The sequence below is a fragment of the Carnobacterium sp. genome (assembly GCF_032094055.1).
GTDB lineage: Bacteria > Bacillota > Bacilli > Lactobacillales > Carnobacteriaceae > Carnobacterium_A.
This window is the reverse complement of record NZ_DAMDAK010000122.1, coordinates 1,188-5,161: the sequence shown is the minus strand read 5'-3', so window position 1 is coordinate 5,161 and position 3,974 is coordinate 1,188. Positions and strand designations below refer to the sequence as shown.

At 42.2% G+C, this 3,974-nt stretch carries 4 protein-coding genes; 2 read left to right on the top strand and 2 right to left on the bottom strand.

Features of this window, described 5'->3' with window-relative positions; genetic code table 11:
- Positions 1–38: 38 nt before the first annotated feature.
- Positions 39–1,016, bottom strand: a complete 978-nt coding sequence (locus RT405_RS12930; protein WP_313470223.1) for an alpha-ketoacid dehydrogenase subunit beta — start codon at positions 1,014–1,016, stop codon at positions 39–41.
- 1 nt (position 1,017) lies between these two features.
- The gene (locus RT405_RS12925) at positions 1,018–2,013 is read right to left on the bottom strand and encodes a thiamine pyrophosphate-dependent dehydrogenase E1 component subunit alpha (RefSeq protein WP_313470220.1); all 996 of its coding nucleotides are present in this window, start codon (positions 2,011–2,013) and stop codon (positions 1,018–1,020) included.
- A 392-nt stretch (positions 2,014–2,405) separates the two neighbouring features.
- Between RT405_RS12925 and RT405_RS12920 the strand changes: the two genes are divergently transcribed.
- Positions 2,406–3,278 (top strand): lipoate--protein ligase family protein, encoded by an 873-nt coding sequence (locus tag RT405_RS12920; RefSeq protein WP_313470218.1) that lies wholly within the window; start codon positions 2,406–2,408, stop codon positions 3,276–3,278.
- Positions 3,275–3,974 (top strand): HD domain-containing protein (locus tag RT405_RS12915; protein WP_313470216.1); only part of this gene is annotated, 700 nt, incomplete at its 3' end. The genes RT405_RS12920 and RT405_RS12915, both read left to right, overlap by 4 nt.

Sequence of the window (3,974 nt, the reverse complement as noted above, 5' to 3'; positions counted from 1 at the left end):
TTTTTTTGTCTGAACTTTTCTCTATCTTCGTTCTTTTTTTATTTCATCAACTGATGAGCTGCAATCAAAATATCTTCTACTTGAGGAATGGCCTGATGCTCTAATTCCTTTTGATACGGCATGGGAATGGCTTTTCCGCCTAATCGTTGAATCGGTTTTTTCAATGCATAGAAAGCTGAACTTTCTGCTACGATGCTGGCAATTTCCCCGCCAAATCCACTGCGTTTCACTGCTTCATGCACAATCAATAAACGTCCTGTCTTTTGAACAGAGGCTAGAATTGTTTTAGTATCTAGTGGAACAAGTGTCCGCGGATCGACTACTTCCAAAGAAATCCCCTCTGCTGCCAGCTGTTCTGCCGCAGCTAAGCTTTTTTGCACCATTATACCAGTTGCGACCACTGTAATGTCTTGTCCTGAACGCTTCACATCTGCTACTCCTAAAGGAATAACATATTTTTCTGCTGGTACATCTCCCATTAGCTGGTAACTTAATTTATGCTCGTAAAACATGACGGGATTATTGTCTTCAATCGCTGCATGCAGTAATCCTTTTGCATCGTAAGGTGTGGAAGGTTGGACTACTTTTAGTCCTGGAATATGAGCCGTCCAGTTTTCCAGACTCTGTGAGTGTTGAGCAGCATGTCCCGTTCCTGATCCGGCTGCCGTACGCATCACTAAAGGAACAGAAACTTTCCCGCCATACATATAATGGATCTTGGCCGCTTGATTGACTAGTTGGTCCATTGCGATCGTAATAAAATCAGAAAATTGGATTTCAATGATGGGCCGCATCCCTGTCATCGCTGCCCCTACTGCTGCCCCTGCTAACGCACTTTCTGAAATAGGTGTATTGCGAATTCGTTCCGCTCCATACTTATTGAACAAGCCTTTAGTTGCACCAAATCCGCCGCCGTATAAAGCAATATCTTCTCCCATTAAAAAAACACGTTCATCTTCAGCCAACGCTTCATCCAAAGCTTCGGTGATGGCTGCTAAATAAGTGAGTTCCCGCATTTTACTCCTCCTCATCGGCGTATACATTTGTTTCTAAATCTGCCAGTGAGGCATCTTCCATTTGCTCAGCAATTTGGATTGCTTGTTGTACTTTCAACAAACTTTCTTGTTTCCATTTATTCAAGTCTGGTTGGGTTGCCAAATTTGCAGCTAGTAATTGCTGCTCCGCCACTATAATCGGGTCTTTTGCATACCAAGCAGTTTCTTCTTCTTTTGTCCGGTATTCACGCTGGTCTGACTTCGAATGGCCCCTAAAACGATAGGTCATCGCTTCTATCAATGTCGGTCCTTCGCCTTTTCGGGCTTTTTCAATTGCCCCATGAGTGGCGTCTATAACTTCAAGCCAATTATTGCCGTCAATTGTTTTCCCTTCAAACCCATAGCTTTCCGCCCGTTTGGATAAATGAGAAATAGCTGTCATCTGATGAATCGCACTGCTCATGCCATATTGGTTGTTTTCAATGAAAAAAATAACTGGCAATTGCCAAATGGCCGCTAAGTTTAGCGCTTCATGAAAACTTCCTTCATTGGTCGAACCGTCTCCTGCATAACACACTACAACATGATCGGTTTTCTGCATATGAGCTGTTAAAGCGGCCCCCACAGCAATCGGGTAGCCGCCGCCAACAATTCCATTCGATCCTAAATTCCCATTTTTATTGTCCGCAATGTGCATGCTGCCACCTTTTCCTTGATTGGTTCCGCCTTTTTTTCCAAATAACTCGCCCATCATAGCTGCCATATCGGTTCCTTTAGCAATCGTGTTGCCGTGTCCTCGGTGAGTGGTGGTGATGTAATCAGTCGGTTTCAATAAATACCCGCTGCCAGCAGCAGTCGCTTCTTGACCGATGGATAAATGAGTCGTGCCATGTATCTTTCCAGCTGCAAACAACTCTTCTACTTGTTCATCAAAATAGCGGATTTCCCACATTGTCCGGTATATTTTTTCGAAATCTTCCTGTTCTAAACCAGCACGATTAGGCAAGCCTCGCTTCATTTTTTCCAGCTCTCCTTCCAATTCTTATTTAGCGTTCTTATTGTGTCTTAGTATAGCCCTTTTAAAGCAAGCGGGTCAATTGTTCCTGACCAGAAAAACAAGAACGTTCCAGTTTCGAATCGAATGGCAGTTAAGGACCATATGAGTAGATATCCAGACTACTTACGGTACATAAAAGGAGTTTAAATACCTTATCCTTATTTTTCTACCCACTTAAGGTCTGTATCATGAATTTATGGACCTTATGGCTGTAATTTCAAATTAGATAGAGTCCTAAACCATTTCTTTCCGCTCAAACCCGACTCTTCGCAAGAGTCTTTCTGAAAATTTTCTGTAAATTTGCTATAATAAGGATATGAACGAATACGACTCTTGATAAAGGAAGTAGATTTATGTCTTCGATCGCTAAAAAAGACTTTTTAACTAACCAAACTTATGAATTATATGAGGCAACAACAATGCCTTTTAAAAACCAAACCATTTCTCATTTTGCTTTAGCTGATAGCCTGATGACTCATATCGGAAAACAACAACAGCCCGCTGCTTTGCATTTTTGGCCAACGCAAAATTTGGTGATCCTAGGGATGATGGATACTAAACTCCCCTATTTCTCAAATGGTATAAACGTTATTCAATCTTATGGACAAGATTACATCGTTCGCAATTCGGGAGGATTAGCAGTGGTAGGAGACGCTGGAGTATTGAATTTTTCTCTTGTTTTTCCTGAAGAACCAGATGATCGTATCAGTATCGATGAAGGTTACGACTACATGTTCCGCTTGATACAAGATGTTTTCAAAGAATACGATCAAACGATTGAGGCTTACAAAATTCCTGACTCCTACTGTCCAGGCGATTTTGATTTGAGTATTAACGGCAAGAAATTCGCTGGAATTGCACAGCGCCGACTAAAAAACGGCGTGGCTATTATGATTTACCTAAGTGTCAATGGCGATCAGAAGCGACGAGCTCGCATGCTGCAGGAATTTTATACAGCCGGATTACAAGGCGAAACTGTTAAATGGCGTTTTCCGTCCATCGACCCGACTGTGATGGCGACGTTAGAAGAACTGCTCGGAGCTCCTTTAACCGTTGCTGAAGTACAAGAAAAAATCATTCAAACCTTACAAGACCGCCATTGTTTGGTCGTTCCCGGCACCTATACACCAGACATTTTAACCGTTTACGAAGAAAGCAAAGAAAAAATGATTCGCCGAAATCTGCAAATGCTAAAAGACGATGTGGAAAAGGAGCTGCTTACATGATATTTAAAGAAGATGCTGATCAGTTATTACCAATCGAACAGGTTTTTCGTGACCCAGTCCATGACTATATCCATGTCCAGCATCAAGTCATTTTGGATCTGATCGGCACTCGCGAGTTTCAGCGTTTACGCCGGATCAAACAATTAGGCACTTCTACTTTTCACGGAGCTGAACATACCCGCTTTACACATTCATTAGGCGTTTATGAAATCGCTCGGCGGATTTGTGATAACTTTGCTCGTAATTTCCCTGAAAAAACTCCCGGAGATGGGGGCTGGGACGATTCAGAACGCTTAGTCGTCTTGTGTGCTGCTTTATTGCACGATATTGGACACGGGCCTTACTCTCATACTTTCGAACGTATTTTTAAAACAGATCATGAAGCTATTACCGTGGAGATTATTATGTCTCCGCAAACAGAAGTTCATCAGATTTTAGCCAGTATTGCAGTTGATTTTCCTGAGAAAGTAGCGAGTGTCATTCAAAAAACCTACCCACACCCACAAGTCGTCCAATTGATTTCCAGCCAAATCGATGCCGATCGGATGGATTATCTATTGCGCGATGCTTACTTTACTGGTGTCAATTACGGTACATTTGACCTGACAAGAATATTGCGCGTTATTCGGCCTTACAAAGATGGTATTGCTTTTCAGATTTCAGGTATGCATGCAGTTGAAGATTATATTGTTAGCC